Origin of the sequence: Natrinema amylolyticum (genome assembly GCF_020515625.1) — an archaeon.
Classification (GTDB): domain Archaea; phylum Halobacteriota; class Halobacteria; order Halobacteriales; family Natrialbaceae; genus Natrinema; species Natrinema amylolyticum.
This window is the reverse complement of the sequence record NZ_JAIWPJ010000001.1, coordinates 1,138,825-1,164,236: the sequence shown is the minus strand read 5'-3', so window position 1 is coordinate 1,164,236 and position 25,412 is coordinate 1,138,825. Positions and strand designations below refer to the sequence as shown.

The 25,412-nt window shown below is 65.0% G+C and carries 29 protein-coding genes and 1 pseudogene; 15 read left to right on the top strand and 15 right to left on the bottom strand.

Annotated features, from left to right (window positions below; all coding sequences use genetic code 11):
- Positions 1 to 69: 69 nt before the first annotated feature.
- Positions 70 to 1,212 carry an MBL fold metallo-hydrolase gene (locus LDH66_RS05725; RefSeq protein WP_226480104.1) on the top strand — a complete coding sequence of 381 codons (1,143 nt, stop codon included), beginning with the start codon at positions 70 to 72 and terminating at the stop codon, positions 1,210 to 1,212.
- Positions 1,213 to 1,257: 45 nt separating this feature from the next.
- Here the strand turns inward: LDH66_RS05725 and LDH66_RS05720 are convergent, their stop codons facing one another.
- From LDH66_RS05720 to LDH66_RS05700, 5 genes and pseudogenes are all read right to left on the bottom strand, one after another.
- Positions 1,258 to 1,428, bottom strand: a complete 171-nt coding sequence (locus tag LDH66_RS05720; RefSeq protein ID WP_226480103.1) for a hypothetical protein — start codon at positions 1,426 to 1,428, stop codon at positions 1,258 to 1,260.
- A 37-nt stretch (positions 1,429 to 1,465) separates the two neighbouring features.
- Positions 1,466 to 1,660 carry a hypothetical protein gene (locus LDH66_RS05715; protein WP_226480102.1) on the bottom strand — a complete coding sequence of 65 codons (195 nt, stop codon included), beginning with the start codon at positions 1,658 to 1,660 and terminating at the stop codon, positions 1,466 to 1,468.
- A gap of 74 nt (positions 1,661 to 1,734) precedes the next feature.
- Positions 1,735 to 2,058: a nuclear transport factor 2 family protein gene (locus LDH66_RS05710; RefSeq protein WP_226480101.1), complete on the bottom strand. Its 324-nt coding sequence runs from the start codon at positions 2,056 to 2,058 to the stop codon at positions 1,735 to 1,737.
- A 276-nt stretch (positions 2,059 to 2,334) separates the two neighbouring features.
- Positions 2,335 to 3,237 carry a hypothetical protein gene (locus tag LDH66_RS05705; protein WP_226480100.1) on the bottom strand — a complete coding sequence of 301 codons (903 nt, stop codon included), beginning with the start codon at positions 3,235 to 3,237 and terminating at the stop codon, positions 2,335 to 2,337.
- 152 nt (positions 3,238 to 3,389) lie between these two features.
- Positions 3,390 to 3,551 (bottom strand): annotated as a pseudogene (locus LDH66_RS05700) (ISH3 family transposase); the annotation flags it as partial.
- Between the two features lie 370 nt (positions 3,552 to 3,921).
- Between LDH66_RS05700 and LDH66_RS05695 the strand changes: the two are divergent.
- Complete coding sequence (locus LDH66_RS05695; protein WP_226480099.1) at positions 3,922 to 4,449, top strand: DUF367 family protein; 528 nt, start codon at positions 3,922 to 3,924, stop codon at positions 4,447 to 4,449.
- A 34-nt stretch (positions 4,450 to 4,483) separates the two neighbouring features.
- Here the strand turns inward: LDH66_RS05695 and LDH66_RS05690 are convergent, their stop codons facing one another.
- Entirely contained in the window at positions 4,484 to 5,389 is a 906-nt protein-coding gene (locus LDH66_RS05690) for a hypothetical protein (protein WP_226480098.1), read from the bottom strand.
- Between the two features lie 114 nt (positions 5,390 to 5,503).
- Between LDH66_RS05690 and LDH66_RS05685 the strand changes: the two genes are divergently transcribed.
- Positions 5,504 to 5,653 (top strand): 50S ribosomal protein L40e, encoded by a 150-nt coding sequence (locus LDH66_RS05685; protein WP_226480097.1) that lies wholly within the window; start codon positions 5,504 to 5,506, stop codon positions 5,651 to 5,653.
- Between the two features lie 120 nt (positions 5,654 to 5,773).
- Here LDH66_RS05685 and LDH66_RS05680 read toward each other — a convergent pair whose 3' ends face one another.
- A complete protein-coding gene (locus LDH66_RS05680) occupies positions 5,774 to 6,394 on the bottom strand; it encodes an MBL fold metallo-hydrolase (RefSeq protein WP_226480096.1) in 621 nt (206 codons plus the stop codon).
- A gap of 207 nt (positions 6,395 to 6,601) precedes the next feature.
- On the opposite strand from LDH66_RS05680, the gene LDH66_RS05675 reads away from it, so the two are divergent.
- The 6 genes from LDH66_RS05675 to LDH66_RS05650 all read left to right on the top strand — a co-directional run bounded on the left by LDH66_RS05675 (position 6,602) and on the right by LDH66_RS05650 (position 11,778).
- Positions 6,602 to 6,778: a DUF5786 family protein gene (locus LDH66_RS05675; protein ID WP_006431152.1), complete on the top strand. Its 177-nt coding sequence runs from the start codon at positions 6,602 to 6,604 to the stop codon at positions 6,776 to 6,778.
- Between the two features lie 3 nt (positions 6,779 to 6,781).
- The gene (locus LDH66_RS05670) at positions 6,782 to 7,360 is read left to right on the top strand and encodes an endonuclease dU (RefSeq protein ID WP_226480095.1); all 579 of its coding nucleotides are present in this window, start codon (positions 6,782 to 6,784) and stop codon (positions 7,358 to 7,360) included.
- A 79-nt stretch (positions 7,361 to 7,439) separates the two neighbouring features.
- Positions 7,440 to 8,036 (top strand): uracil-DNA glycosylase, encoded by a 597-nt coding sequence (locus LDH66_RS05665; RefSeq protein WP_226480094.1) that lies wholly within the window; start codon positions 7,440 to 7,442, stop codon positions 8,034 to 8,036.
- A 128-nt stretch (positions 8,037 to 8,164) separates the two neighbouring features.
- Positions 8,165 to 8,608 carry a hypothetical protein gene (locus LDH66_RS05660; RefSeq protein ID WP_226480093.1) on the top strand — a complete coding sequence of 148 codons (444 nt, stop codon included), beginning with the start codon at positions 8,165 to 8,167 and terminating at the stop codon, positions 8,606 to 8,608.
- 68 nt (positions 8,609 to 8,676) lie between these two features.
- Positions 8,677 to 9,339, top strand: a complete 663-nt coding sequence (gene hisH / locus LDH66_RS05655; RefSeq protein ID WP_226480092.1) for an imidazole glycerol phosphate synthase subunit HisH — start codon at positions 8,677 to 8,679, stop codon at positions 9,337 to 9,339.
- Positions 9,340 to 10,578: 1,239 nt separating this feature from the next.
- Positions 10,579 to 11,778, top strand: coding sequence for a Cdc6/Cdc18 family protein (locus LDH66_RS05650; RefSeq protein ID WP_226480091.1), 1,200 nt, complete (start codon positions 10,579 to 10,581; stop codon positions 11,776 to 11,778).
- Between the two features lie 36 nt (positions 11,779 to 11,814).
- On the opposite strand, the gene LDH66_RS05645 is transcribed toward LDH66_RS05650, so the two are convergent.
- The gene (locus LDH66_RS05645; protein WP_226480090.1) at positions 11,815 to 12,471 is read right to left on the bottom strand and encodes a hypothetical protein; all 657 of its coding nucleotides are present in this window, start codon (positions 12,469 to 12,471) and stop codon (positions 11,815 to 11,817) included.
- Between the two features lie 155 nt (positions 12,472 to 12,626).
- Positions 12,627 to 12,983, bottom strand: coding sequence for a hypothetical protein (locus tag LDH66_RS05640; protein WP_226480089.1), 357 nt, complete (start codon positions 12,981 to 12,983; stop codon positions 12,627 to 12,629).
- Between the two features lie 237 nt (positions 12,984 to 13,220).
- Between LDH66_RS05640 and LDH66_RS05635 the strand changes: the two genes are divergently transcribed.
- Positions 13,221 to 14,339, top strand: coding sequence for a tRNA (guanine(26)-N(2))-dimethyltransferase (locus tag LDH66_RS05635; RefSeq protein ID WP_226480088.1), 1,119 nt, complete (start codon positions 13,221 to 13,223; stop codon positions 14,337 to 14,339).
- 10 nt (positions 14,340 to 14,349) lie between these two features.
- On the opposite strand, the gene LDH66_RS05630 is transcribed toward LDH66_RS05635, so the two are convergent.
- On the bottom strand, positions 14,350 to 14,550 hold the full coding sequence (locus LDH66_RS05630; protein ID WP_226480087.1) for a hypothetical protein: 201 nt from the start codon (positions 14,548 to 14,550) through the stop codon (positions 14,350 to 14,352).
- A gap of 220 nt (positions 14,551 to 14,770) precedes the next feature.
- Between LDH66_RS05630 and LDH66_RS05625 the strand changes: the two genes are divergently transcribed.
- A complete protein-coding gene (locus LDH66_RS05625; protein ID WP_226480086.1) occupies positions 14,771 to 16,096 on the top strand; it encodes a YihY/virulence factor BrkB family protein in 1,326 nt (441 codons plus the stop codon).
- A gap of 129 nt (positions 16,097 to 16,225) precedes the next feature.
- On the opposite strand, the gene LDH66_RS05620 is transcribed toward LDH66_RS05625, so the two are convergent.
- Entirely contained in the window at positions 16,226 to 17,023 is a 798-nt protein-coding gene (locus LDH66_RS05620) for an alpha/beta fold hydrolase (RefSeq protein WP_226480085.1), read from the bottom strand.
- 109 nt (positions 17,024 to 17,132) lie between these two features.
- On the opposite strand from LDH66_RS05620, the gene LDH66_RS05615 reads away from it, so the two are divergent.
- Positions 17,133 to 17,960: a DUF2250 domain-containing protein gene (locus LDH66_RS05615; protein ID WP_226480084.1), complete on the top strand. Its 828-nt coding sequence runs from the start codon at positions 17,133 to 17,135 to the stop codon at positions 17,958 to 17,960.
- Between the two features lie 58 nt (positions 17,961 to 18,018).
- Here LDH66_RS05615 and LDH66_RS05610 read toward each other — a convergent pair whose 3' ends face one another.
- Positions 18,019 to 18,762, bottom strand: coding sequence for a hypothetical protein (locus tag LDH66_RS05610; protein ID WP_226480083.1), 744 nt, complete (start codon positions 18,760 to 18,762; stop codon positions 18,019 to 18,021).
- 165 nt (positions 18,763 to 18,927) lie between these two features.
- Entirely contained in the window at positions 18,928 to 20,229 is a 1,302-nt protein-coding gene (hisD, locus tag LDH66_RS05605; protein ID WP_226480082.1) for a histidinol dehydrogenase, read from the bottom strand.
- 133 nt (positions 20,230 to 20,362) lie between these two features.
- Here hisD and LDH66_RS05600 point away from each other — a divergent pair, with 133 nt between their 5' ends.
- On the top strand, positions 20,363 to 21,136 hold the full coding sequence (locus LDH66_RS05600) for an SDR family NAD(P)-dependent oxidoreductase (protein WP_226480081.1): 774 nt from the start codon (positions 20,363 to 20,365) through the stop codon (positions 21,134 to 21,136).
- An 83-nt stretch (positions 21,137 to 21,219) separates the two neighbouring features.
- Positions 21,220 to 22,452 carry a hydroxyacid-oxoacid transhydrogenase gene (locus tag LDH66_RS05595; RefSeq protein WP_226480080.1) on the top strand — a complete coding sequence of 411 codons (1,233 nt, stop codon included), beginning with the start codon at positions 21,220 to 21,222 and terminating at the stop codon, positions 22,450 to 22,452.
- A 126-nt stretch (positions 22,453 to 22,578) separates the two neighbouring features.
- Here LDH66_RS05595 and LDH66_RS05590 read toward each other — a convergent pair whose 3' ends face one another.
- Both LDH66_RS05590 and dcd read right to left on the bottom strand, forming a co-directional pair.
- Positions 22,579 to 23,658 carry a Vms1/Ankzf1 family peptidyl-tRNA hydrolase gene (locus LDH66_RS05590; RefSeq protein ID WP_226480079.1) on the bottom strand — a complete coding sequence of 360 codons (1,080 nt, stop codon included), beginning with the start codon at positions 23,656 to 23,658 and terminating at the stop codon, positions 22,579 to 22,581.
- 94 nt (positions 23,659 to 23,752) lie between these two features.
- Positions 23,753 to 24,355, bottom strand: coding sequence for a dCTP deaminase (dcd, locus tag LDH66_RS05585; RefSeq protein WP_226480078.1), 603 nt, complete (start codon positions 24,353 to 24,355; stop codon positions 23,753 to 23,755).
- A 222-nt stretch (positions 24,356 to 24,577) separates the two neighbouring features.
- Between dcd and LDH66_RS05580 the strand changes: the two genes are divergently transcribed.
- Complete coding sequence (locus LDH66_RS05580; RefSeq protein ID WP_226480077.1) at positions 24,578 to 25,393, top strand: hypothetical protein; 816 nt, start codon at positions 24,578 to 24,580, stop codon at positions 25,391 to 25,393.
- Positions 25,394 to 25,412 lie beyond the last annotated feature (19 nt).

Genomic DNA, 25,412 nt, shown 5'->3' with positions numbered 1-25,412 from the left:
AAATGAACGCTCCGGCTTCGCTCACCGGTCGCTCGTGATTTTACGTGAACCGTGATCGTAGGGACGCATATGGTCACCACGTTCTCCGCCGATCGGCTCGCGGAACTGCGGGACGAAGACGCGGATTTCGTCCTCCTCGATACCCGTCCCGCCGACAGCTACGACGCTTGGCACATCCCGGAGGCGGTCAACTTCCCCTTCGACCCGGACGCGGAGCTCGACGGTCGCCTCGAGGAGCTCCGAGACGTCGTCGGCGACACCGAGCGCGTGATCACCGTCTGTGCGAAGGGGCTCTCGTCGGGCAACCTGGCGACGCGCCTCGAGTCGGCGACCGACGAGTACGACGTGGCGACCGTCGACGGCGGAATGAAGGGCTGGAGCGGCGTTTATGATCACGTTGCGGTCGACGTCGGAGGCGACCTGACGGTCGTCCAACTCCAGCGTCGCGCGAAGGGGTGTCTGGGCTACGTTGTCGGCTGTGCGGCCACGGGCGAGGCCGTCGTCGTCGATCCGACGGCCGACACCGACGAGTACGCGGTCGCGGCCGAGGAGGCCGGTCTCACGGTCGCGGGCGTGATCGATACCCACGTCCACGCCGATCACGTCTCCGGCGGTCGCAACCTCGCCGACGACCTCGCGGTGCCGTACTACCTCGGGGAGCGAGCCAGCGACCGCGACGTCAAGTACGAGTACACGCCGCTCGAGCGCAACGAGGTGCTCGAGGTGGGCGAGCGCGAGATCAAGGCCCTTTTCGCGCCCGGCCACACGAGCGAGATGATCGATTTGCTCGTGGACGACCGAGCGCTGTTGACCGCCGATACGCTCCACGTCGATTCGACTGGGCGGACGGAACTCGAATTTAGCGACGACGAAGGGCAGCGGGGAGCCAGACTCCTCTACGAGACGCTCCACCGAACGATTCTGGCCGAGCCCGAAAGCGTCGTCGTGCTGCCGGGTCACGTCACGGTTACCGCCGATGGCGAGTTCGAGCACGGCGCGCCAGGCCAGGCGATCCGGACGACGATCCGCGACGCACGGACAGAAATCGACCTGCTCGGACTCGAGGAAAACGAGTTCGTCGACCGCATGGCCGACGCCGGCGAGAAGCCGTCGAACTACGAGGAAATCATCGAGTGCAACCGCGGCGTTCGGGAACTGCCGCCCGAAGAGCGGGTCGAACTCGAGCTCGGACCGAACAACTGTTCCGCGTGACTCGAGCGAGTTCCGAGCGACCCACCGGCTGAACGTCGCGTCGGCCTACCGCTTCGCGCCGGCGACGCCGCTGCCGATCGCCGCGCCGCAGTCGTTGCACGCGACGAGATAGAACCGCTTCGAGGCCGCAAAGAAGCCGGTCGTGGCGTCCATTTCGACGAACTCGACGTCGGTCTTCTTCGAGAGGGTCGCGTCGCATTCTGGGCAGTGGACCATACCCGGCGTTATGATAGTGGGACTATATTTCTTGTCCTCACACTGCGCCACCTCCGCCTCCACCGGCTTTCGCCCCGGCGACACCGCTGCCGATCGTCGCGCCGCAGGCGGCACAGGACGCCGTATAGAAACGTTTTGACGCCGCGATGAACCCCATCTCCGCGTCGGTTTCTCTGAAGTCGATGTCGGACGCCTCGGCGAGGGTCGTTCCACAGTCCGGGCAGTGGACCATAGCGATCGAATGGGAAGCCTGCCTGAAATTTGTTGCCCACGTTCACATCGGCGGCTCGACCACCGCGAAACCGATCACCGCGAGTACGTCTCGAGGCAGCGGATCTCTCCCGCCGATAGGTCGAAGAAGTCAGCGAACTCGAACAACGTCGCTCCGTCATCGATCACGCGGCCGCGAACCGCGACCTGGTCGGCCTCGGCGATCACCGACTCGAGTTCGTGGTCCGTGTCCGGGTTCGGTCGCCCCTCGCGCATGAACGCGATGAACGCCGCGCGGTCCTCGAACGTCCGGTCAGGCCGGTGCTGGACGAACTCGGGCGAGAGGAGCGCCTCGAGTGCGTCGTAATCGTGCTCGTCGAGCGCGTCGTAGTATCGCCGGACGAGAGCGACCGAATCCATACCCGACGTTTCGGTGCGACCGACAAAAGTGTGCGACTCTATGGGCGGCTGAGCCGAGGCGAACGTGTGACGTGACCACCGGACCCCCGTCGCTGTCGCTCGGGACTTTCGTGACAATGGAGGGTGTCATAGAACTCCTCTCACATCGTGATGATCGTGCTTCCCGGATCGTCTCCGTGTTCGTAGTTTGTGATAGCGACGACGAGGCGAAAGCACAGGGCAAGAAGACGCTCCGTAAGGCAGGGTTATCACGCTATGGGACGGATCTGTGTCACCTTATTCTCGTCTATTAAGATATTCTCCGAGATTATTGATGATTTCTTCGTCATCAAACCGGAGATCGTTTCGATCGAATCGAATACTCGGTAAAAGACCGGATCGATGTAATATTACATGGTTCTCCAACACTGTAACGTATTTTATCTGTGACATTGGTATAAATTGGCGCCAGGTTACCAATTTTCCACTTCCACTCCGACGAAGCTCTAACCCAGCCGGAGTAAGCTTATAGGCTCTATCAGACAGCACTGTGTTTGTTGTACTAGATACTGTGACGACGACAACGAGAGCAGTTAACACAGTCAGATGTGGAGGAAGCCAAAATGAAAGTAGCCCAACTAGGACCAATCCAGTGACCATGGTGAATATCTGCACTCTTATTTTGTGAGCCCGCGGCCACCTGGAAGTCCATTCTATCAGGACGTTCTCGGATGCGATAGCGGAAGACGCAACCCGATTACGAGCCGCTCGTATGGCGATCTCACCTGCCCCAGCTGCGACAATCCCGAGTAGGAACCCAGTCGCACCGACGAGACTTGACACGGGGATGGAAGCCGGGTCAATGAGATAGACAGCGACCACCTCGAGGACACTAAAATGGTAAGCCATTATTGGAACGAGTCCGAGAAGCGGGAAGAGCCAGGCTACCCAACCTGAGTTCAGCCAAGAGGCTATTTGTCCGTTGTCGGTTGTTAGGAATGCCGTCCCGGAACCGATAGTAATACCGATCGTTCCTAGAACGGCGAATGCAAGCACTTTGCTGCGCAAGCCCAAATACTCCACAGTGAACAGAGTAAGCGTCGGCGCAATCAGCGCGGCTACGTAGCTGCCGACGAGCACGCCGAATCGAGGACCCAATCCATCCGGTGAAACTACCGAGTTTTCTGTATTATATTTCATATTTAATTTTGATGTGAGGAGTATAAAGTATTTAGGCACGCTGAAAACTGAGTGTTGACCTCAGCGTGAAGGAGGGAGTTAAAGCGGTTTCTGACGAGTACTGTTACTGAAGACTCGCCGGCCCAAGGTCGCGGGCTGGCCGTCAGCCCGCGACCGGAGCGTACGCGTCGGGACGCCGATACGTTCGTCTCGATCTTCCACCGCCGCGCTACCTCTGCTTCTAGTTCGTGGCGAATCCAGCCACAGAACGTCTGGAATGTGAACTGTTCGGGCAGGTCGCGCCCACCCTTTCGCGGTCGGACGACGGCTGTAAACGGATGCTGAACACATCCAGACGCAGACTTTCTCATGATCAACTCGTCGATACGATTTAGCTGATTACGTCGGTTGGGAAGTACCAGTCTTAGCAGTCACAATGCTGTGAAGATACGATATCTGAATCAGTCCTCGCTGATCGGCCGTGTGTTACTCGCGGCCGATGCCGCGCTCCGGCCCGACGGGCTCGTTTTGCTGGGTCCCGCTTTGCTCTGTTTCGTCGGCGGTCTCGCGTGGCACCTCCTGACAGACGGCTGGTGTTCCGACGGGGGCCGGCCAGACAGGGCGCGGAAAACGCTTCCCGGACAGTCGGGCGGTACTGACTCGCGTTCCGGGGTTCTTTTCTCTCGGCCGGCCGTATCGCCTCGCGTGGAGTGTCACGTGTACTACGAGGGCGACGACGACCCCGAGAAGTGTACCGCGCGTCGCCTCGAGAAGTTCGATAAGGCGATCCTCCATCGGTCGATGGGGCAGGTTCCCTACGGGGTCGTGTTGAACCCCCACGCCGAGCAGGCGCTCTCACCGGCCGATCTCGAGGAGGGACTGGGGACGCTGGTGGCCCTCGATTGCTCCTGGGAGTCCGCCGAGGAAGCGTCGTTTCAGATGCGCGGAGTCCACCGAGCGCTCCCCTTTCTCGTCGCCGCGAACCCGATCAACTACGGCCGTCCGTTCCGGTTGACCACCGTCGAGGCGCTCGCCGGTGCATGTTGCATCTTCGACGAGTGGGAGCGAGCCGAGGACTTACTTGAGCCGTTCCGCTGGGGCGAGACCTTCCTGACGCTCAACGAGGAACCGCTGCGCCGGTACAGCGAGTGTGCGGACTCGAGCGAGGTCGTCGCAGTTCAGGAGGACTATCTGGCCGATGAGGAAGACGAGGAAGTCGAGGAAGTCGAGTAACGGTGGAGGGGCGGGTCGTCTATGGACGGATCCGCTACTCGTCTGACGCGACGGCGCGGCGCGCGAGCCACGACTCGTAGCCGGCGTAGCCGAGCGCGATGACGGCGAACGTGACGAGGAGCACGATGGGATAGACCGCACGCCCGCCGCCCGTTCGCCACGTCCGGGCGACGAGGACGGCGAGCCCGATCGCGATCGCGAGGAACCCGATTCCGATAGTCGCCAGGACGATCCGCATCGGCCGCGTCGTCCCCGGCGATTTCGGCTCCGCGGTCGGGGTCGCTGCGAGCCCCCGCTCGAGGGCCCGATCGAACGTCTCGGCGTGTCGATTCGGGACCGGGACGAACAGCGGCGGGCCGTGAACCCGGCGGACGACGACGACCTGCCAGCGCGACAGCGGACCCAGCGACAGCCGCCGGACGCCGGTCACGTTCTCGAGGTCTACGACTAACTCGCCGCCGAACTGTGCGTCGTCGCCGAGCGTCAGCCGCCGCTCGTCGGGCTCGAGGGCGACCGCTGTCGCGAGCGGACTGACGAGGACGACCGACAGTACGACGACGGCGAACAGTAGGGCCAGTAGTTCGGGCGCGACGGCTATCGAGGCCGCGATGAGGATCGCGCCGACGACCGTCGCAATGGACACGTCCCGTTTCGTGAGCCGGGACGTACCCGCGTACTGTACGAACCATTTCGACCCGCTAGACCCGTACCTCTCGAGCGCCCACCAGTAGAGCAGCGACGCCGGCCCACCGACGAGCGCGAAGACTAGGATCGCTGCCAGCGTCGACTCGTCGAACGCCCCGTGCGCGGCCAGCGTCACGCCGCTCAGCACCACCACGAGGCCCAGCCCGCCGCCGAGCCCGTACGGTGCGTACGTCGCGATCCGAGAGAGCCGGCTGTTGTGCGGCCCGAACGTCCACGCGAGCGGATCGGTCGCCATCAGTGGACCGTACGCGTCGCCCGCTCCTAAGTGTTCGTTCTACGACGTGTCTCGGAAGGGCGCTCTCGGCGGTCGGACCATAGCGATTAAATGCACCACGGGCAAAGGGCGGGTATGGCCAGTTTCGACGCAGCTGAGAAACGGATGCTCGAGAAGATGATCTGTATGCGCTGTAACGCTCGCAACTCCAAGCGAGCCAACCGCTGCCGGAAGTGCGGATACAAGAAGCTTCGTCCCAAGGCGAAGGAAGCGCGCGCCGCGTAATCGACGTTGGCGGATCGGCCGTTCCGATCCGTTTTCTTTCGGTCGCTATTTCGGAGTGGCGACGCTGTCGTGTCGGCGAGCAGGAACTGGGTCGCTACTCGTCGGAACGCGTGAGCTGGGTCACTGCTCGTCCGGATACTTCGGTTCTCGCTTCTCGGCTCGCTCGAGCGCCGTCGTCACTACGTCGCGGACGTCGCCGTGGAAGACGCCGCCGTGGCCCGCGTACATGTGTTCGGTGCCCTCGGGCATGCGCTCGAGTAGGTCCTCGATGCTCTCGATGAGTCGCTCGCGGGACTGGCCGGCCATGTCGGTCCGGCCGAAGCTGCCGTAGTCGAAGGCCCCGTCGTCGTGGACGACGACGTCGCCGGAGAACAGCGACGAGTCGGAGACGAACGACACGTGGTCGTCGGCGTGACCCGGCGTGTAGACGACATCGAACTCCTCGTCGCCGATCCGGACCGCGTCTCCGTCGCCGATCGCCTGCGTCCGCGTCGGATGATCGTCGTAGGCGTACACCTCGGGAGCGAAGGCGTCGCAGACGGCCTCGAGCTGGGCGACGTGATCGCCGTGCTGGTGGGTCATGACAACCGCCTCGAGCTCGTCGGTGTGACTCCTGATCTCGTCGACGACGCCCTCCCACGCGCCGGCGTCGACCAGCGTCGCCGTTCCGTCCTCGCCGACGGCGAGGAACGCGTTGCAGGTGAACGTCTCCGCATCCTCGGTGACGTGGTGGACTTCCATACGCGGACAGTGGACGGCCGGCGGCAAAAACGGTCCCCTCGCCGGCGGGACGGTGATATCGCCCCGCACCCCATATGGCGGATTTTTTATATAGTATCCAAGGACCGTCCGTTCCAGCGGCGCTCCCGGACGCGTCGACTGGTTGGGGAACCGTAATAAACTGGTAACCACTGAGTTTTTCAATCGGAACCCCGTAGGGAACACTGTATGGGATTCGGGAGCTACGACGAATCCGAGCAACAGGAAGTCGACGCTGATTTTGACGACGATGATGCGGTCAAGTCGGGAGAGAACAGCCACGAAGGAACCATCGAGTTCGAAAACGGTGCGTCGAGCGACGAGTTACTCGACCGGCTCAAAGAGATCAAAGACGAGAGCGACTGACGGATGAAGGCCGGGGTACGGGCGCTGGGCATCGCCGAATCGTACCGCGGCGACCGCGACTGCGATCGGACCCGGAGTACGCTCGCCGGTGCCGTCGTTCGTGCCGACCGCGTCTGCGACGGACTCGCGTACGGCACTTGTCGCGTCGGCGGCACTGACGGAACCGACGCCGTCATCGAGGTCATCGAGGAACTCGATCGTCCGGACGCCCGGTACGTTCTGCTCGGCGCTATCGCCCCCGCGTGGTACAACATCCTCGCACTTTCTCGAATTCGAGAGGCAGTCGACCGGCCGGTCATCGCCGTCACGTTCGAGGCCAGCGACGGCCTCGAGACCGGCCTCCGAGACGCGTTTTCCGGCCCCGAACTCGAGGCACGGCTCGCGGTCTACCGAGCGCTGCCGGACCGACGCGAACTGTCTGTGGGTGACGAGACCGTCTACGTCAGGCACGTCGGCCTCGAGCCCGCTAAGGCCGACGACGTCGTCCGGGCGTTCACGCCCGAGGGCGGCCGTCCGGAACCGATCAGGATCGCGCGGATGGCGGCTCGAGCGGCGGACTCGTACGCTCGGTCGTTCGAATGACCCGCTCCGGAGGCCGAGGAGATCACGACCGGCGGCCGCGTCCCGAAAGACGTAGGAGGCGACCGACTGAGCCACCTGTATGGGAGAGATGGAGGACCTCTGTGTCACGGAGTGTACGCGCTGTCCGGCGCTCGTCGACTCTCGCAGTCGGATCGTCAACGGCGGCGGTCCCGAGGACGCCGACCTCTTGTTCGTCGGCGAAGGCCCCGGGGCCAACGAGGACGAGCAGGGCGAGCCGTTCGTCGGTCGAAGTGGCACCGTTCTGGACGACGGTCTTCGGGACGTCGGTCTCGAGCGCGGCGATGTCCGTATCACCAACTGCGTGCGCTGTCGGCCCCCCGAAAACCGCGATCCGAAAAAGGACGAACTCGCGAACTGTCGCGGCTACCTCGAGCAGGAAATCTCCGCCCTCGATCCGGAGGTAATCGTCACGCTGGGGAAGGTGCCAAGCGAACACTTGCTCGAGCGGTCGGTCGCGGTGACCACGGAGGCGGGCGACCTCGAGGAGATCCGGATCGACGGCGAGCCGCGTCGACTCCTGATCTGCGTGCATCCGGCGGCGACGCTGTACGATCGCAGTCAGGAGGAGACCTTCGAGAACGCCCTGCAGCGGGCGGCCGACCTCGCGGGCGTCGCGGACAGCGAGGGCGGGCAGTCGCGACTCGACGGGTTTTGAACGACCGGGCGTGACCCTGTCGGTGACGTCGGCGACTACTCGCCGAGAGGGTTGCGTCGGCGAGTATCTGGACGGAAGCGAGAGATTTCAACGAACGTATTAGTATCGCCTGTCAAGAACTGGGGCGCATGTCCCCCGGCTCCGAATTCGGGCCCGCTGATCCCGCGTGGCGGTACGGCGCGTACCTGTTTCCGATCGCACCGCTCTCGACGCTGACCTCCAACGCTGCGCTCCGTCTCTTCGTCCAGACTGCTGACACAGAGTCTCTCGGCGTCGGACTGGCCTCCTTCGTCGTGACCGTCCTCGCCGGCTGGCTGTCGTACCTGTTCGCCGTTGTCGTGGCGGTCGCGTTAGTCATGGACGCGCTCGGGCTGCGAGAACATCCGGCGTGGAATCCGAATCCGTGGCTCGCGGGCGGGCTCGGACTCAGTCACTTCGCCGGAGCGGTCCTGGCGGTTCCGTACCTGCTCTCGGTCCCGGCGATCGGGTACTACGTGTACCGGCGACGGCAGCGTCTCGGCGGTCGCGACGGCGATGAGGGCGGCGGGACGGCCGAGCCCGCGAGCGATTGACCGAAACTCGAGTAGCAGCCGGTTGCCCGAAGGGTAATTCACTTCAACGCGCCGCTCCGAGTACGCGTATGAGCACCGTTTCGTCTCCACAGGAGCAGTCTCTCGCTTCCGTCGTCATCGTCGACTACGGGCTCGGGAACCTCCGCAGCGTTACTCGCGGTCTCGAGCGCGCGGGTGCCGACGTCGAGATCACCGACGATCCCGCGGCCTTCGCCGCGGCCGACGGCGTCGTCCTCCCCGGCGTCGGCGCGTTTCGGGAAGGCGTCGAGAACGCCGACCCGCTCCGCGAGGACCTCCTCGAGGTGGCCGAGAGCGGCACCCCTCTGTTCGGGATCTGTCTCGGCATGCAGATGCTGCTCACGACCAGCGAGGAGGGTGACAACGACGGTGAGTCGGCCGTCCAGGGCCTGGATCTGATCCCCGGAACGAACGTCCGGTTCGCCGAGGGCCAGAAGGTTCCGCACATGGGTTGGAACGAACTCCACGTCCAGCGTGACCACCCGCTCGTAGAGGGGGTTGACGGCAACTACGCCTACTTCGTCCACTCCTACTACGCGGCTCCGGACGACGAGGACGCGACGGTCGCGACGACGGACTACGAGCGCGAGTTCCCCTCGATCGTAGCCAACGATGAGGGAACCGTCTTCGGAACGCAGTTCCACCCCGAGAAGAGCGGTGAGACGGGACTACAAATCCTGCGGAACTTCGTCGAGATCTGCGCCGACGAGTAGTCACACGGGACCGCTGGGTCCGCACGAGACCGCTAGGTCTCCGGTCTCCGGTCGCTGTTTGCTTCCGATATTGCTGTTCGCTTCTCAGTTACTCAGGCGTCACTCAGTTACTCAGACGTCAGTGCTTCAGTTGATGGATGTAGAGACACACCCCGCGGTGCCGCTGTATAGGTCTACGAGATGGCTGCTACCCCGAGGAATCACTGGGTCCCATTCTCAGTAACTGTTCGATAGCGGTTACCCCCGATTTGAGGGTCGGCGAGGATCACCAATACTAAATACTAATACTGTGCTATAGTTCATTGAGTTAATTGGACGAGAATGCGTCAAATCGGTATTGGACGCGGCTCTGTCGCTCGAGTCGAACGACACCCCTCGTTTCGGGATAGCAACTGTAATCCTTGACCCTGCCGTGACGATACCTGTTGATTCAGTTGCTGCGTTACCGATGTTCCTGATTCAGTTGCTGCGTTACCGCTGTTCTGCAGTGATCCCGTTGCCGACGCTGTTCCGGCCCGGTCGCGTGCCATTGATCGCCAATTTTGTCGCGTGCTATTGGTAGTCAATCCCGTTGCGTACTATCGATAGCGAATTTCGTCGCGTGCCATCGATCGTGCTGTGAATCTCCCCACCCGACCCCCGCTTCGAGTCGACGGACACCGCCACATCGTTACAGCGGCACCGCGGGGTGTGTGTCTCCGCATACAGCGGCACCGAGGGGTGGAAACCGGCTGACTCACGCGCGATGGAAACTCTTTTCATCCGATACAGCGGAACTTCGGTACCCGTTCAGTCCATCGAACTGGACCCACCGCTGCCGGAGACGGCCGTCTGACCCAGCCTATACCGTTGCTGACTCACCGCTTGCCGGGTAGTTTCCGTCGTCGCGTAGGCATCTCGCCATACAGCGGCACTCCGGGGTCCGCCAACGCGTGACGCAGTGAACTACGGCGGCTATACAGCGGCACCGAGGGGTGTGGTCCCACCCATACAGCGGCACTCCGGGGTTCCCGATGCGCGCGACGGTCTCAATCAATACAGGCGCGATCCCTCGGCAACGGGACAGCACGACCGGACCGTTCATACAGCGGAATCGAGGGGTATGAAACCGCTTATACAGCGGCACCCTGGGGTGTATTTCTCCTCACTCAGGCACTCAAACCGGAAAATCTCGAGTATACAGCGGCACTCCGGTTCCGAACGATTAAGTACCCGACCCCGAAAGTACCCGGTATCTGAATGCCGGATTCGATGGACTACTTCGGAAGCGAGAACGAGATCTTTCGGAACAAGGAGCTACTGCAGGTCTCGCATCTCCCCGACGGCGATCGGATCATCGGCCGCGAGGACGAGCTGACGAACCTCGCGAACGCGATCAAACCCGCGACGCGAGGGAACACGCCGAACAACGTCCTCGTCTACGGGAAGACAGGAACTGGGAAGTCCCTCTGCTCGAAGTTCATCACGAATCAGGCGATCGACCGCGCCGAGGGCAACGACGTCTCGATCGGCGTCGCGTACGTCGACTGCCTGCAGGAGTCGACCGAGACCCAGGCCGTCCAATCCGCCGGCCACCAGCTCAACGACCAGTCCAAGACGGACGTCTCGATTCCTCATTCGGGGCTGAGCACGGCCGAGTACTACCGCCGCCTGTGGCACATCGTCGACAGTCGCTACGACGTCGCACTGATCATCTTGGACGAGGTCGACAAGATCGAGGACGACGACATCCTGATGCAGCTCTCGCGGGCCGTCGAATCCGGGAAACTCACCGAGAGCACCGTCGGCGTCATCGGTATCTCGAACAAGATCCGATACAAGGATTCGTTGGACGAGCGGATCAAATCGAGCCTCTGTGAGCGCGAGTACGTCTTCTCGCCGTACGATGCGACGCAGATTCGAGAGATCCTTCGCACTCGGGCCGACGCCTTCCACGAGGACGTCCTCGAGGACGGCGTCATCCCCCGCGTCGCGGCGCTGGCCGCCCGCGAACACGGCGACGCGCGGAAGGCGATCGACATCCTCCGTTTCGCCGGCGAGATCGCCGAGGAAACCGACCGAGAGCGGGTCACGGAGGCCTGCGTCGATCAGGCCCACGAGCGCGAGGAGACCAGCCGGCTGGCCGAACTCATCTCGAAGAGCCCCAGCCACGCGAAACTGGTTCTCGAGGCGATGGCGCTGTTGACCCAGCAGAAAGCGGAGGACAACGCGCCGGTGACGACCAACGAAGCCTACGACCTCTACAAGCGACTCTGTGATCGGGACGGCTCGGAGCACCTGAAACTGCGCCGGGTTCGGGACATCCTCTCGGAACTCGAGTTTCTCTCGATCATCGATCAGGAACGCAAGTGGGCCGGCAAGGGGAAGGGCAACTACATGGAGAACCGACTGATCGACGATCCCGACGTCATCATCGCAGCCTGTAACGAGTCCGATTAGTGCTACCGCGTCCGGTAGTGTCCTCGAGTTCGACTGTCATTCCAGCGAGAGCGACCAGGGTCCATCGGCGTCGATCGTCACATACCCGACGCCTTCGATATCGAACGTCGTTTCGCCGTCGAACTGACCGATTTCGTTGAAGACGGGTTCCGAGAAGAGGCCATCCTGCGGCAGAATTTCGACGATGAAGTTCTCTTCCCCCTCGTGGGTTCCACGAGCCTGGCCGAGTCCATCGAATCGGAACGGACCGTCCCACCCAGGTCTGTCACCCTCGAGTTCGACTGGCAGCGCGTCTGCGTCGTCCACTGCAGCGCGCGGCTGTTGGATCTCGATCTCCCAACTACCGTCCGCATCGATGTCTAGCAGATACGTCCCCTCCTCGGCGAGGACACCTGACGCCCCGTTGAAGTCGCCGATCGCGTTGACAAGTAGCTCCTCGAAGCCGTCATCTGTCGGAATCAACTCGACAATGAAGTTCGATTCCCCGTCGTGGACGGCTTCGGTGATCGTCACGCCGCCCTCGAGTTCGAACTCCTCAGTAACGCTCGTTCCCGAGCCGGTGAATCGAATTGGTTCGGGTTCCGATTCCGAGTCGGTATCGGTCTCCTGACCGACCGCAGCAATGCTCCCCGTTGATCCGACGATCGGCCCCATCAGTCCGAGACTGACGGCGAGATAGCGGCGGCGACGCATACGGACACACTCCGCCGAAGAGCTACTTCAAGTGCTCTCCATTCCGAGTCTGAGACTCTCCCCAGTTGAGACGTACGACAGTAGCACAGTACGCAGATGAGCAGACGAGCGAGTTCACGACGGAGTCAGAACCGCAAGAGTTCCGCTCGGCGGAGTTACAGGAGTTCGCGGACCTCTGAGTACCACATGTCGTGGTAATCGACGTGGCCGACCCGGCGAGCGATCGCGACCGCCAGCGAGTGCCAGCAGCGCTCGGTCGGGTCGTCGGCGTCCAAGTTGTACTCGCTGTCCTTGCAGGTACAGCCGCCGTCCTCCACGATGTACTCGTCGTCGTAGCCGACGACGATCGTGAAATCGCGGTAGGACTTCACGCGGTTTTCGCCCACTGCTTCGATGGCCCGAACCCCACGGTCGCCGTGGATCTCCGAGATCTGGCCGACGATCTCCGGCGTGAGCTCGCCGGCCTCCTCGAGAGCGGCCTGCCATCGCTCGACGGGGTTGGCCTCTGACACAACTGAAACTGTGTATCGAACTGTAAAATCGGTTTGGTTGTCCGTCGGGGCCGCTGTGATACAGACCGTGAATTCCGCGGCCGAAAACTCCTCGAAAACCAATTACCGCTTTCTTCCACTGTTGCGGTTGCTCAGCTGGGACCGCCGCGATAGCCGCCGTCTCTCGGAGGGAACTCGGCGGCACTATCGGCCGCTCGAGACCACACCGTTTTTCGCCCGCTACCGACGAGACGACGTATGCGCGTCACAGAGGGCGGGGTCGAACTCGAGGTCCCCGGCGAACAGACGGAGGGCATCGAGGAGGCGGTCTTCTACAACCCGCGACAGGAACTGAACCGGGATCTGACGATCGCGACGCTGCGGGCGTATCGCGAGCGCGAGGACCGCGCCACCTCGTATCTGGACGCGATGACCGCGAGCGGTATCCGCGGGGTTCGGGCCGCCGCCGACGGCTGGGACGTGACCTGCTGTGACGTCGACGAGGAGGCGGTCGACCTCGCGTGGGCGAACCTCGAGCGAAACGACTGCGACGGTGCGCGGGTCGAACACCGGAACGTCAACGCTCTCATGCACGACGAGCCGTTCGACGTGATCGATCTCGACCCCTACGGGACGCCGATGCCCTTCGCGGACGCCGCGTTCGCGAACTGTCGCGACCTCGTCTGCGTCACCGCGACGGACACCGCGCCGCTGTGCGGGGCCCACTTCAACAGCGGCGTCCGCTCGTACTCCGCGATCCCCCGAAACACGGACTATCACGCCGAGATGGGCGTTCGAATCCTCATCTCGGCGCTCGCGCGGAGCGCCGCCCGGTTCGACGTCGGTATCGAGCCGATCCTGACCCACGCGACCAGCCACTACGTCCGGACCTATCTCGAACTCGAGCACAAGCCCACCGCTTCGGACGCCGCGATCAACGAGTTAGGGCACCTCTACCACTGCGAAGACTGTCTCTACCGGGAGGCCGACCCCGGACTGATCGCCGACCCGCTCGAGAGGTGTCCGCACTGCGACGGCAATCGGATGCTCACCGCCGGTCCCGTCTGGCTCGGGACCGTCCAGGACCCGACGTTCATCGGCGCGGTTCGGGACGAAATTCCCTACACGTTCGACACTGCACCGGAGGCCCGCGAACTCTGTGACACGCTCGCGGCGGAACTCGACGAGCCGACCCACTACGACCAGCACAAGCTCTGTCGGAACTGGGGGCTGCCCGCGAACGCAATGGACGAGTTCCTGGCAGATCTGCGCGAGGCGGGGTATGCGGCCTCTCGAGCCCACTACGGAGGAACGACGTTCAAGACGGACGCGAGCGTGAGCGAGATCCGCGCGGCGACCGAGTCGAATCTCGGCTAATCGAGTGCCGCTACGCTACGTCAGCGTACAGGCGAACGAGCCCGCACTCGGGACAGCAGACGCCCTGCAACTTCGTCGTGTTCCGGAGGCCGATTTTCCCCAGCAGTCCGTCGCGTTTCCCCGTCGCGATGGACAGGCTCATCCCCTCAGTGTCGCGAACGGGGACCGATTCCATCGTCACGCCACAGTCCGGACAACGTCGTTGGTCCATACATTGCTGTCAATGTAACAACCGATAACGGTTGGGTTCGGTCGGCAGGGGACGGGACGGACCGGATCGGATCAGAGCCGTGCGACCGAGATCGACCCCATACGGCTGTTCGCCGATCGAAAGGAGCGGCTACGGCGCTTCGGTCGTGACTGGGTCGTAGACACCCTGACGAGCGCCGCAGTGTAAGACTTCGTTGTGGGCCTGTCCGACGAGACTACATATGGCGGCTCGCGTGGAAGGGTCGCGCGTGCTCGATCGCAAACGGGGATTGGCGGTGACGGGAGAGGCGCTTCGGCTCGCACGGACCGAACAGTTGACGCTGCTGGCGGCGGGCGTCGCGTTCTACGGGTTCATCTCGCTCGTGCCGCTCATGTTGCTCGCGCTCGGAATCGCCGCATCCATCGGCGGCGAGGCGCTCGCAGCGCGGCTCACGGCGGCAGCCAGCGACGTGCTCACGCCGGCGGCCCGGGAACTGCTCGCGGAGACGATCGTCGACGACACCGGTCGGCAGGGGGCGACCATCGTCGGTATTCTCGGGCTGCTGTGGGGCTCGAGTCGAGTGCTTCGCGGGCTCGATCGGGCGTTCTCGCAGGTGTACGGCACTGCGGGGGAGAAGTCGCTGCTCGACACCGTCTGGGACGCGACGATCGTGTCCATCGGCATCGCACTGGGGCTCGTGGTGGTCGGTCTCCTCGAGCTCGCGACCCGATTCGTTCCCGGATACGGGCTCTCGGTCGTCGGACAGCTGTTCGTCGTGCTCGGTCTGATCGCGACGTTTCTCCCGCTGTACGTCATCTTTCCGGACGCGAACGTCAGTCTCCGCGAGGCGGCACCGGGAACGATCGTCGCCGCTATCGGGTGGTACACGCTGAGTCAGAGCTTCTCGGTGTATACCGGTCTGGTCACCGGCTACGCGGTCTACGGCGCGCTCGGGGCCGTCTTTCTCGTCCTCGTCTGGCTGTACGTCGGCTCGATCATCCTCGTCTTCGGTGCGGTCCTCAATGCGGTCCTCGCCGACCGTGAAGTGGATCGGCAGCTACAAAGTCCCGGACATCGACAGATTCCGACAGAAGCGATGACCGACGACGCTACGGGTGCCGACGAGGGAGCCGCGGAGGACCGCGCGAGCGACCGTGCGACCGCGAGGAGCGCCAGCGCCCGGACGCGCGACCGCTCGAGCGACGCCGAAGTCCTCCGCGAGGAGATCGAGCGGCTTCGCGACCGCGTCGACGACTTCGAGGCCGACGTCGAGGACAGGACCGTTCGAAAAGAGTCGCTCGAGGGCGAACTCAAACGATACGTGCGGCGGCGGGTACGGCGCGGCCACGCCCAGGACTGGGGACCGTATCTCGTCTTGCTGTACGGGACGGCGATGTCGATCGCCGCGTTCTACTTCCTCGAGGGCGTCTGGGCGGTCCTCGCGATGCTCGTCGTCTGGACCTCGACGCTCGGCGTCTACGTCCTGATGGTGTTGTTCGGCTTCGGGATCTCCCTGCTGGGGATCCCCGGCCGGATCCGGAACCTGGTCGGCGAGCGACGCTCCTGAGGGACGCGGCTCGCGCTCGACGGTCCGACGGCTCTCTTGTCACCGACCTAGTTCCGCGTTCGAATCCCTGCTCATTCGCGAGACCGCTCTCGAATCGATATCCGGCTCGGGCGAGCACGATCGCGACGCCTACCGTTGTGCGGGGACGGTCTGCTGGACGAACCGGCGGACCCGATCCGTGTACGTCGCCGGCCGGTGGAGGTTGCAGATGTGGCCGACGCCCGCGAGCACTTCCACCCGGCCGTCCCGTGCAGCCTTGGCGTGGGCCTGTTCGCCGCGGCGCATGAGCTTGTCGTTCTCCCCGTTGAGGATCAGCGTCGAGCCGGGATAACTCGAGAGCTTCGCCCGGAAGTCCTCGCCCGCGATGTCCGGTGCCGCGTCGCCGAACTGCTTGGGATAGAACCCCGAGTCGATGATTTCCCGCTCGATGTCCGGCGGGAGCTCCCGGTTTCGCACCCAGCGGGCCGCGAGTTTCTCGCCGGCGCGCTTTCCGAGGTCCGGTTTGGTCAGGAGCCGCGTCAGTCCGCCGGTCAGCCGCGTGCCGAGTTGCATCGTGTTCACCGGGTTCACGCTGCTCCCTGACAGCACCAGCGAGTCGACCTGCTCGGGATGGCGGTAGGCGTACTCTGTCGCCGCGTAGCCGCCGAGCGAGAGCCCGACGAGCACCGCCGAGCCGTCGACGTGCGTCTCGAAAACCTCCTCGAGGACGTCGATCGCCGGCTCCATTCGGAACGGCTTGCCGGCCCGGGTGCCGTGACCCGGTAAATCGGGGGCGACGGTGTGATACTCTTCTGAGAGTTCGCGCGTTTGGGGCAACCACATCTTCCGGGTGAACATCGCGCCGTGGACGAACACGATCGACTGTGCGTCTGTCGGGCCGGCGACGTCGACGCCCTCGTCGCCGCCGGTCTCGCCTGTCCAGTTCATAGCCGTTGAACGTATCACGAGGACGGCCTTAGTAGCCTGCCCGGCGAGTCACGGCGGAGACGGCTACCACAAGGCGTTTCCGGCGCGGATCCCGAGACTCGTACCGTCGATGATCGCCTCGAGAGCGGACGTAGCGCGGCTGCGGACGGAGGCCGAGACGATCTTCACGCGGATCGACACCGTCACCGAGGCCCTCGAGCGAGCGCGCGACCGGCCGGGCGAGCACTGGGACGATCGAGAACTAGCGCTCGAGCTCGAGACCCCGACCGGCGACTCGATCGAGGTCACGCTGGACCTCGATCGGAGCGCCGCCGAGAACGCCCAGCAGCGGTACGAACGCGCCGGCGAACTCGCAGCGAAGCTCGACGAACGGGAAGCGGTCGCGGGCGAACTCGCCGCCGTGCCGCCGGAGCCGCTCGCCGTCCTGATTCTCGACCACCTCGAGACGGTCAGGACGGACGACTCGCGCTCGATGGCGGGCGCGCTGGACGCCGACCACGAGACGGTCGTCGACCTGTGCGCGGCGGTCGAACGGAGCGGCCTGCTCGCGGAGCGTCCCGCGGACGGTGACCGGACGCGTCCCGCCTATCGGCTCACCGACGACGGTGAGGGAATACTATCGTTTCTCGAGGAACGCGAGGGGAAGCGGCGGTTCCTCCGATGGATCGAGGGCACGGAACGCCTCGCTCGCCGCCTCTCGCGGGGCGGCCCGGACTACCCGCGGATGACCGCGAACGAACTCGGACTCGACCTCACGGCCGTTCGGCACCGCTACCGGGCGATGGAGGCCGTCGGACTCGTCACGACCTACGAGGGGTCGATCATCAAGGGAACCGAGCGGAAGCTCAAGCCGAAAGACGAGACCCACCGCAAGCATACGTACTACGTGACGACCGACGTCGCCGACCGGATTCTGCGGACGCTCGACGAGGAGTGAGCGATATCCGCCGTCTCGGTCCGGCTCGAGCAGATTGCTCGCGCCCGCTCTCGCGTGCCTATTCGTCCTCGCGGTCGTCGCTCTCGGTGTCGGAGCCGGCGTCCGTGAGCCGTTCCGTTTCGGGCCCGCCCTCGACCGACCGCGCGCCGTCCTCGGTCGTCGGGCCTCGATCGGTCGCCTCCGTCTCGCGCAGCGCGTCCGGATCCACTGCGGCATCGGTGCGGCTCGCCCCTTCGCCCGGTTCGACGGCCGCGTCCGTTCGCTGGGCGTCCTCGTCGACGTCGACCGCTGCGTCCGTCCGCTCGAGGTCCTCGTCGCGCCGGACCGAGAGCTCCGAATCGCGGTCCGCCAGTTCGGTCGGATCGACCGTCGCGCCTCGGCCCTGTTCTTCGATCTGGTCCATCTCCTCGGCCGCGTCCAGACCCTCGTCGTCCGCCATGTCCTCGGCGATTTCAGTCTCGTCGATCCCGCTCGTGCCGCCGACGGGCTCCGTCTCCGGCTCCCCGTCCGGCGACTCGTCGCGCTCGACGTTCGGTTCGGTCCCCGATTCGTCCCGGATCGGCAGCCCGCCCTCGAGTCGGACCGCGTCGTCGGTGATGTCCCGGATCGAGCCGCGATCGAGCGTGATCGTCTCCTCGGCTCCCTTCTCCCAGCCGAGCGAGGACTTGATCGACTCGACGACCGACGGATCGGGTCTGACGTGGGCGACGTCTCCGTCGACTACCGTGACGACGCCGACCGCCTCGCCGTTGTCGTTCTCGACGGGCTTGCCGAGATCGTCGTCGGTAAACGTGGCGCACATACCGTCGGCTACCGGCACTCGAAGCAAGCCCGTGGTGCCTGCAACGGCCGGGACGAGTCGGGCCGGTGACGAGCGTCGAACCCGGACGATACTCGGCTCGCTCCCACTCGAGCGGGAACGGGAGCCGACCGCGGGTCGATCGATCACTTCTGGCGGCCGTAGTGATCACTCCTGGGGGCCGTAGTCGGGACTGATGTCGTCGCGGAGGCGCGCTTCTGCCGAGAGCTGGTGGGCGTGGGTCCCCTCGAGTTTGCAGATCTCGGCCGCCCACGGCGCGATGCGGGCGGCGCCCGCTTCGGTCGCCTCCTGATGGGTGAGCGTCTTGAGATAGGTGTCGACCGTGATCCCGCCGCTGTAGCGGGCCACCTCGAGGGTCGGCAGGCTGTGGTTCGTGCCGACGGCCTTGTCGCCGAAGACGACCGGCGAGTGCTCGCCGAGGAACAGCGAACCGTAGTCGGTGAGGTCGTCGACGATCGAGCGGGGCTCGTCGATCATCACCTGCAGGTGTTCGATCGCGTAGTCGTTGACGACGTCGACGGCGGTGTCCATGTCGTCGGCGACGACGACCTCGCCGTTCTCCTCCCAGCACTCGCGGGCGACGTCCTCGGTGCGCAGGTCGTTGGCCTGCTCGTCGAGGGCCTCGACGGCCGCCTCGGCGACGTCACGGTCGGTCGAGACGAGGATCGGCCGCGAGTTGGGATCGTGTTCGGCCTGTGCGAGCAGGTCGGTCGCGACCAGTTCGGGGTCGGCCGTCTCGTCGGTGAGGATGAGCACCTCCGAGGGGCCGGCGAGGAAGTCGATGCCGACGTGGCCGAAGACCTGCCGCTTCGCTTCGGTGGTGAAGACGTTGCCGGGCCCCGTGATCTTCGCGACGCCGGGGACCGACTCGGTGCCGTAGGCCATCGCGCCGATGGCCTGCGCGCCGCCGATGCTGTAGATCTCGTCCGCGCCGGCTCGGTCCATGGCGTACAGTTGGGCCGGCTGGATGCTCCCGTCGTCCTGTGGCGGTGCGCAGGTGACGACCCGTTCGACGCCGGCGACTTTCGCGGGGACGATCGACATCGCGGGCGCGGCGACGAGCGGGTGGCGACCGCCGGGGACGTACGTGCCCGCCGACTCGACGGGAACGATGCGCTGACCGAGGCGCACGCCCTCCTCGAACTCCCGCTCGAAGCCCTCGATGTGGTCGCGTTGCTCCTCGTGGAACTCGCGGACGTTTTCGATCGTGTTGTCGATGGTCTCCGTCTCGGCGTCGGTCAGGTCCGCGGCCGCCGCCTCGATCTCCTCGTCGGCGACACGGAACTCGTCGACGTCCACGCCGTCGAACCGCTCGGTGAACTCGCGGACGGCGTCGTCGCCGCGGTCGTTCACCTCGCTGAGGATATCGTGGACCGCGTCCGTGACCTCCCGGTCGATCTCGATCGAAGCGCTCCCCGCCGCTTTCAGGTACTCGGTTGACTCTGCCATCTGTCCGGCCCGATCATCTATCTGACACTCTATAAAACACTGGGTCAGTTATCTCGGATTCAGCCGTAGAGAGGGGCCGTACCTCGATCGTCGGGGAGAGGAATTATTGTCAACCGCGAGAAACGGGGTTCGCATGCACGACGACCGAACGATCATCGTCACCGGTGCGAGCGGCGGTATCGGACGAACGATCGCGCTCCGATTGCTCGAGGAGGGGGCGAACGTCGCGCTGGCGGCGCGCAGCGATGGGATCGAGGAGACGGCGGCGATGGCGGACGCCGGGGATCGAGCGCTACCGGTCCGAACCGACGTGACCGACGAGTCGTCGGTCGAGAACCTGATCGAGCGGACGGAGGAGGCGTTCGACGGTCTCGACGGCGTCGTCAACAACGCCGGCATCGCCGGACCGACGGCTCCCGTCACCGACGTCGACGCCGACGACTGGGACCGGACGATGGCGGTCAACGCCAGAGGACCGTTCCTCGTCGCGAAACACGCCGCGGCGCTGCTGCGGGAGAGCGACCGCGCGAGTATCGTCACCATCTCCTCGATCAGCGGGAAGCGACCGCTCGCGGACCGGACGCCGTACGCGGCCTCGAAGATGGCGGTGATCGGGCTCACACGGACGCTCGCGTTCGAACTGGGCGACGACGATATCACGGTCAACGCCGTCTGTCCCGGCGCGACCGAGGGACCGCGCATCGAGCGCGTGATCGAGAACCAGGCCGAGCAGCGGGGGATTTCGTTCGACGAGGCGAAGCGGGACGTCTTCACCGACGACGCGGCGCTCGGGGGACTCGTCGAGGCCGAGGACGTCGCCGAAACCGTCTCGTTCCTGCTGGGCCCGAACGCGCGGCGGATCACCGCACAGGACGTCAACGTTGACGCCGGAACGGTCTGGTACTGACGCCGCGACGCCGCGTTCGCCGGTCCCCGCCGTGGGGCCCCTCCACACAGTTAAGTAAACCCGCCGAATACTCCTTCGGAACGATGTATCAGTCCGATTCAGTGTGGGACTTCGCGATCGCCGACGCGATCAAATTCGGTCGCGGTGCGGTCGACGAACTCGGGTCCGAACTCGAACAGCGCGGCGTCTCGAGTCTGCTCGTGATCACGGACGAACAGCTCCGGGACGCGGGAATCGTCGATACCGTCCTCGAGTCGGTCGCCGCCGAGACCGCGATCGACGTCTTCGACGGCGTCGAGCCCGATCCGGACGTCGACGTCTACGAGTCCGCGATCGAGACCGCGGCGGCGGTCGGTCCCGATGCGATCGTCGGCGTCGGCGGCGGGAGTTCGATGGACGTCGCGAAGGTCGCCGGCGCGCTCGTCGCCGCGGACGGCGACGTGCTCGACTACGTCGCGCCGCCGATCGGCGGCGGCGAATCGGTCCCCGACTCCGAGACGCTCGTCGCGGCGGTGCCGACGACCGCCGGAACCGGATCGGAGAGCTCGCCCGCGGCCGTGGTCTCGCTGCCGGACCGCGAACTCAAGGTCGGCATCTCGAGTCGCCACCTCTATCCCGAGCTGTCGATCGTCGATCCGCTGCTGGCCGTGTCGTTGCCGCCCGCGATCACCGCGTCCTCGGGAATGGACGCGCTCACGCACGCGATCGAGGCGTACACGACTCGCCGCTACGACGCGAAGGAAGCGCCGGAGACCGCCGCCGACCGCCCCGATTACGGCGGCCGGACGGCGATGACCGATCTCTACGCCGAGAAGGCGATCGAACTGATCGGCGGGAGTCTGCGTCGGGCGGTCAACAACGGCTCGGACGTCGAGGCTCGGCGCGATATGGCCCTCGGGAGCCTCCTCGCGGGGATCGCCTTTACGAACGCCGGGCTGGGCGCGACCCACGCGATGGCCTACCCCGTCGCCGGGGAGAACCACACGCCCCACGGCGTCACCGTCGCCGTGTTGCTGCCAGAAGTCATGCGATACAACGCGCCGACGGCGTTCGACCGCTACGGCCGCGTCGCCGAACTCCTCGGCGAACCCGTCGACGGGCTCGCCGACCGCGAGAAAGGTGAGCGCGCCGCCGCCGCCGTCGAACGGCTCTCGACCGACATCGGCATCCCGTCGGGACTCACCGATCTCGGCGTCGAGGACGCCGACGTCCCGCGGCTCGCCGAGAAGACCGAAGACATCCAGCGACTGCTGGTTGGGAACCCGCGGCGGGTCTCCCGGGACGACCTCGAGGAAATTTTCGGGAACGCCCTCTGAGATCGGCTGGCGCTGGGCCGTCTTCGAGCCGCTCGAGTACCATTGCGCCCGCGTTCTCGTAGCGCTCCGAGTACTGCAAAGAGAATCGCAGATCGAACTGCACGCCCACCGGCCCGAGCCGCCCCGTCAGTCGATCGGGAACCGAAGCAGCGCGCCGACGCCGTCGAACGCGTCGCGGAACCGGCTCCCGTCCGGGAAATCGTCCGGCACGACGACGGTCTCGCCGCCCTGTTCGGCCGTTCGGTCGCCCAACTCCTGGAGCTCGCCGCCCTCGAGACCCGTCGAGAGCAACAGCGTCTCGACCGCGTCGTACTCGAGGGCGTCGTCGACCTCGTCGACGCCGTACGCGACGGGCTCGTCGTCGTCTCGGACCGCCTCGAAGAACGCCCCGAGCGTCTCGCGGACGTCACCGCGGTCGCGCTCGTCGATCGCATCTTCGCCCTTCGCCGCGAGCTGTCGGAGGCCCTGTTCGGAGGCGTACTCGACGGGAAATTCGCCGACGAGGCGGTCCGCGAGCCGGTGGTCGAGGTCGGCCTCGTCGCGGAAGTCCTCGACGGTGCCCGTCGTCCCCCCGAGGAGGACGCCGTCGACCGGATCGTCGCCGAGGAACTCCATCTCGGCGCGCTCGGCGATCGCGTCGAAGAAGTCACGCTTCTGGCGTTCGCGGTCGCGCTCGAACCGCTCGGCCGACTGGCCACCGGCGCTGGATTTGCCCGGGACGTCGCTGTCGAGGGTCTCGATCGGTTCGACGCCCTCGTCGTCCAGCCGCCCCAGCGCGACCCCGCCGCGTTCGACGACGAGCAGTCCGTAGGTCGACTCGGGCTCCGTGACGTCCTCGAGGGGCTCGAGATCGAACTCGTTGCCGTGTTCGTACCTAAACTCCTCGATCGGAACGGGCAGGTCGTCGACGGTCGTCGCGACGAGGTCGCCGTCGACGACGCCGGCGTAGATCGCCAGCCCGCGCTCGGGGATCTCGTCGTACTCGTTCAGGCGGCTCCGGGTCTCCTCGAGGGCGTTCACGAGTGGCCGGGCCATGGACTGCTCGTCGAGTTGCGTCGCCTCGGCGTAGTCGGTCTCGACGGGTCGACGGGCCTCGCCGATCGATTCCTCGGACGGGACGGTCAGCGTGACGAGCACGTCTCGGTCGGCCGACGCCGTCGAGAGGCGGTCGAGTCGCTCGTGGAGTTCGTAGTTCGCGAGAGACATCTGCAATCAGTGCCCGCGGCTACGAGCGACCCGGGGTTGTATCCCCTGCCGGCGTGTTCAGCCGTCGTCGTTCGACCGTCTCCGGCGAGCGGGTTCAGTCTCCGCGCTCGAGTTGGTCGCCGCCGAACTCGTCGTCGCTCTGGATGCGGGAGGCCTGCGGGCCGTCCTGATCCTGATACTTCGAGCCGCGCTCGCTGCCGTAGGGTCGCTCCGCGGGCGTCTTGAGTTCCGTAAAGGTGAGCTGCGAGATCCGCATCCCGGGCGTGAGCGCGACCGGTGCGGAGCCGAGGTTCGACAGCTCGAGGGTGATCTGGCCCCGATAGCCGGGATCGCAGAGGCCGGCCGTCGCGTGGACGACGACGGCGAGCCGACCCAGCGAGGAGCGCCCCTCGACGTGGGCGATCAGGTCCGCCGGGATCTCGACGCGCTCGTGGGTCGTCCCCAGCACGAAGTCCCCGGGATGGAGGATGAAATCGTCGTCATCGTCGACGACGGTTTCAGTGACGTAATCGTCGACCTCGTCCTCGGAGTTCGGGTGAATACAGGGGATGTTCGTCCGCTGGAACTCGAGGAACTCCCGACCCAGTCGGAGATCGACGCTCGCGGGCTGGATCTGCAGTTCCGGGTCGTCTAACGGCTCGACGACGAGGTCGCCGGCCTCGAGGCGCTCGAGGATGTCCGCATCGGAGAGGATCATACGGAGTAGGAGCGAGTACGGGGCCCTAAATTCCTCGGTCCGCGGCCGGTTCCGGAACGCGGCCGCGACCCGGCCGCGCATCTCGAGGGTGTAGATGAGATACCAACCGTCACGCTCTGTCGAGCGGCCACGTCATCGGTACTAGCTGATAGTGATAAACGTCTGAAATGCCGCTCTCGAACGGCCTAATCCATTATAACGCCGCGCGACGAAGGCCGGGACATGGATGGGGAGCAGGAACGGTTCACCGGAGACACGAGGGTTCTGCATCAGCGAGCGGTCAGAATCCCGCTCCCGGACATGGCGGCCGAACGGGTGTTCCACGAGAACATGATGAACGTGGCCGCCGCCCGGGAGCGGAAGGCGGAGCTGCTCGCCGATCCCGGAGCGTCCGTACTGGACGCCTACGAAGCACAGATCGACCACGTTTCGGAAAGTTTCGAGCGACGGCTCCGACAGATCGCCGGCGAGGACTACGAAGAGGTCGCGATGGCGTACCACCGCGGCGAGCGCGACGACCGGATCGGGGCGCTCACCGCGTACTACTTCGAGGGAGCGTGGCGGGCACAGCAGCAGGCCACGATTACGGACATGCTGTACGCTCCGTTGGTCCTCCGCTACCCCGACAGTTTCACGATGAACATCCGCTTTGCCAGCGGCTACACGACGACGGAGTCGGTCCGCTACGAATCGCCGGAGCACTGCTCCGAGGAGCTCGACGACGACCACACCGAGACGTACTACGAGGAGAGTCTCTACTCCCAGAAACAGGCGGCGGAATACCTCAGGGAGACCGCGGAAATCATCCGCGAGGAGTTCCCCGACCCCGACGAAACGTCGTTCGAGGAGCGCAAATACGGCGGCGTCGTCTCGGCGAGCGGTCGTCGCGGCTCGGTCTTCTCGGCGATGCTCGAGCGCGTCGAACCCGATCCCGATCGGTTCGCGGAGTCGGTCGACGAGCCGACCCTCGTCGACGCGGGTCCGGAGGCGGAACGGACGGAACGGACGTTCATCCTCGATTGTGAAGTCATCCACTGACGCGGGTCGACCGGGATCG

What these genes read in the sequence shown, in the direction of transcription:
- LDH66_RS05670 (WP_226480095.1), top strand. Translation starts at nt 6,782, where the DNA reads ATGAAGGCCGGGGTACGGGCGCTGGGCATCGCCGAATCGTACCGCGGC.
- LDH66_RS05615 (WP_226480084.1), top strand. Translation starts at nt 17,133, where the DNA reads ATGATCGCCTCGAGAGCGGACGTAGCGCGGCTGCGGACGGAGGCCGAG.
- LDH66_RS05720 (WP_226480103.1), bottom strand. Translation starts at nt 1,428, where the DNA reads ATGGTCCACTGCCCAGAATGCGACGCGACCCTCTCGAAGAAGACCGAC.
- LDH66_RS05590 (WP_226480079.1), bottom strand. Translation starts at nt 23,658, where the DNA reads ATGTCTCTCGCGAACTACGAACTCCACGAGCGACTCGACCGCCTCTCG.
- dcd (WP_226480078.1), bottom strand. Translation starts at nt 24,355, where the DNA reads ATGATCCTCTCCGATGCGGACATCCTCGAGCGCCTCGAGGCCGGCGAC.
- LDH66_RS05625 (WP_226480086.1), top strand. Translation starts at nt 14,771, where the DNA reads ATGGCGGCTCGCGTGGAAGGGTCGCGCGTGCTCGATCGCAAACGGGGA.
- LDH66_RS05580 (WP_226480077.1), top strand. Translation starts at nt 24,578, where the DNA reads ATGGATGGGGAGCAGGAACGGTTCACCGGAGACACGAGGGTTCTGCAT.
- LDH66_RS05660 (WP_226480093.1), top strand. Translation starts at nt 8,165, where the DNA reads ATGTCCCCCGGCTCCGAATTCGGGCCCGCTGATCCCGCGTGGCGGTAC.
- LDH66_RS05630 (WP_226480087.1), bottom strand. Translation starts at nt 14,550, where the DNA reads ATGGACCAACGACGTTGTCCGGACTGTGGCGTGACGATGGAATCGGTC.
- LDH66_RS05680 (WP_226480096.1), bottom strand. Translation starts at nt 6,394, where the DNA reads ATGGAAGTCCACCACGTCACCGAGGATGCGGAGACGTTCACCTGCAAC.
- LDH66_RS05620 (WP_226480085.1), bottom strand. Translation starts at nt 17,023, where the DNA reads ATGAACTGGACAGGCGAGACCGGCGGCGACGAGGGCGTCGACGTCGCC.
- LDH66_RS05725 (WP_226480104.1), top strand. Translation starts at nt 70, where the DNA reads ATGGTCACCACGTTCTCCGCCGATCGGCTCGCGGAACTGCGGGACGAA.
- LDH66_RS05650 (WP_226480091.1), top strand. Translation starts at nt 10,579, where the DNA reads ATGCCGGATTCGATGGACTACTTCGGAAGCGAGAACGAGATCTTTCGG.
- LDH66_RS05665 (WP_226480094.1), top strand. Translation starts at nt 7,440, where the DNA reads ATGGGAGAGATGGAGGACCTCTGTGTCACGGAGTGTACGCGCTGTCCG.
- LDH66_RS05595 (WP_226480080.1), top strand. Translation starts at nt 21,220, where the DNA reads ATGTATCAGTCCGATTCAGTGTGGGACTTCGCGATCGCCGACGCGATC.
- LDH66_RS05710 (WP_226480101.1), bottom strand. Translation starts at nt 2,058, where the DNA reads ATGGATTCGGTCGCTCTCGTCCGGCGATACTACGACGCGCTCGACGAG.
- LDH66_RS05685 (WP_226480097.1), top strand. Translation starts at nt 5,504, where the DNA reads ATGGCCAGTTTCGACGCAGCTGAGAAACGGATGCTCGAGAAGATGATC.
- LDH66_RS05690 (WP_226480098.1), bottom strand. Translation starts at nt 5,389, where the DNA reads ATGGCGACCGATCCGCTCGCGTGGACGTTCGGGCCGCACAACAGCCGG.
- LDH66_RS05715 (WP_226480102.1), bottom strand. Translation starts at nt 1,660, where the DNA reads ATGGTCCACTGCCCGGACTGTGGAACGACCCTCGCCGAGGCGTCCGAC.
- LDH66_RS05600 (WP_226480081.1), top strand. Translation starts at nt 20,363, where the DNA reads ATGCACGACGACCGAACGATCATCGTCACCGGTGCGAGCGGCGGTATC.
- LDH66_RS05645 (WP_226480090.1), bottom strand. Translation starts at nt 12,471, where the DNA reads ATGCGTCGCCGCCGCTATCTCGCCGTCAGTCTCGGACTGATGGGGCCG.
- hisH (WP_226480092.1), top strand. Translation starts at nt 8,677, where the DNA reads ATGAGCACCGTTTCGTCTCCACAGGAGCAGTCTCTCGCTTCCGTCGTC.
- LDH66_RS05635 (WP_226480088.1), top strand. Translation starts at nt 13,221, where the DNA reads ATGCGCGTCACAGAGGGCGGGGTCGAACTCGAGGTCCCCGGCGAACAG.
- LDH66_RS05675 (WP_006431152.1), top strand. Translation starts at nt 6,602, where the DNA reads ATGGGATTCGGGAGCTACGACGAATCCGAGCAACAGGAAGTCGACGCT.
- LDH66_RS05705 (WP_226480100.1), bottom strand. Translation starts at nt 3,237, where the DNA reads ATGAAATATAATACAGAAAACTCGGTAGTTTCACCGGATGGATTGGGT.
- LDH66_RS05610 (WP_226480083.1), bottom strand. Translation starts at nt 18,762, where the DNA reads ATGTGCGCCACGTTTACCGACGACGATCTCGGCAAGCCCGTCGAGAAC.
- hisD (WP_226480082.1), bottom strand. Translation starts at nt 20,229, where the DNA reads ATGGCAGAGTCAACCGAGTACCTGAAAGCGGCGGGGAGCGCTTCGATC.